2 protein-coding genes are annotated in these 1,532 nt (G+C 37.3%); both read left to right on the top strand.

What is annotated here, in order from left to right:
- The coding region (locus tag AC6F75_RS08205; protein WP_500714519.1) for a hypothetical protein at positions 1–723 on the top strand (723 nt) is incomplete at its 5' end.
- A 171-nt stretch (positions 724–894) separates the two neighbouring features.
- A partial coding sequence (locus AC6F75_RS08200) for an SDR family NAD(P)-dependent oxidoreductase (protein WP_500714518.1) occupies positions 895–1,532 on the top strand: 638 nt, incomplete at its 3' end.

Here is a 1,532-nt window from a genome sequence, read left to right as displayed (position 1 = left end):
CATTTGGGGTATCACACCCTAGACCTCAGCTTACATGATTTAAAAAACATCCAAGACACACTATTTATGACCCCAAACGTTCGGGCTTTAAATGAAGTAGTGGTTTCCAATAAACCGGAAAATAGAGAATTTATAAAACCTTTGAAATCGACAAGAATATTTGGCTCTTGGCCACTTTCATCTAAACATGAACTTCTGGTATTAGTGTACCCTGAAACTAATTATGTAAATGCCCTTCTTGAAAAAATACATTTGCCATTTTCCAACAAACACCATTGGCTTGAAAATGCAGAAAAAAGCTATAAAGATGCCTATGCTTTTATAAGGATTAATATTTACCGGCAGGAAAATAAACTTCCCGGAGAAGGTATTTATAGCAGCCAACCAATCAAAATCAGCGGTTTTAGCAATGATGAAATAATTGAGAATGTAGGAGATGCATTTATCGAACTGCATCAGGAAGGATTATTTTTTGGCATTGAACTTATAGGGTACTTTAATAATGGAGAAATTATTGAAAGTACAGATGCGTTTGTACGTCCGGCATTTACAAAAAGAGTTAGTAATCACTTTAATGCTGAAACTTTTATAAAACTCAATTTTTCTCAAGGGGAGGATTATATAGAGAGCATTAATAGCATTATAGAAAGGGGAGGTATGAACAAAGGTGACATCAATCGAAACCTAGCCATTGGGTTTACATTAATCCCACAAAAAAACTAAGCCTTTATAGTAAACAAAAACTTCTGTTTGTATTGCCCAACAGGGGACAAGTATTTTAATCCCGTTAATACTATGTTATTGACGGGATTTTTTTATTTTTAGGGTGAATCACAGATTACACGGATTTTAGACGGATTCTGCTGATTAAATTAAAAGGTTAAATAATTTAAAATGGTGAATAACAATAATAAGACACCCGCCTTCGCGGGTGTTAGGAACATAATTATAACAGGAACAAGCCGGGGAATAGGTTTTGAACTCGCCAAACAATTTGCTGCCGAAGGCCACAATGTATTGACGCTTTCGCGAAATGACGAGCCTTGCAAAAACCTGAACCTTCAAAATATCACTTCCATTTCCTGTGATATTTCCAAGCGGGAACAAGTCGAGGAAGCCATTTCTTTCGTAAAAAACAACTGGGCTCACGTAGATGTTTTAATTAATAATTCCGGATTACTTATCAATAAACCTTTTCAAGGATTAACTTCCGAAGATTTTTTAAAGGTGTATCAAGTCAATGTTTTTAGCGTGGCTGAAATGATTAAAGCAATGCTTCCTTTTATGAAAAAAGACGGTCACGTAGTGAACATCAGCAGTATGGGAGGTATTCAGGGCAGTATGAAATTTCCCGGTCTGGCAGCATACAGCTCAGCAAAAGGAGCTGTCATCACGCTTACTGAGCTTCTAGCGGAAGAATACAAAGAAACCGGTCCGGCATTCAATGTTTTGGCCTTGGGTGCCGTTCAAACTGAAATGCTTGAAGAAGCCTTCCCGGGTTATCAGGCACCACTCACAGCAAAAGAAATGGC

Source organism: Planktosalinus sp., from assembly GCF_059864935.1.
The sequence above is the reverse complement of the archived record's forward strand: the minus strand, read 5'-3'. Positions and strand labels throughout refer to the sequence as shown.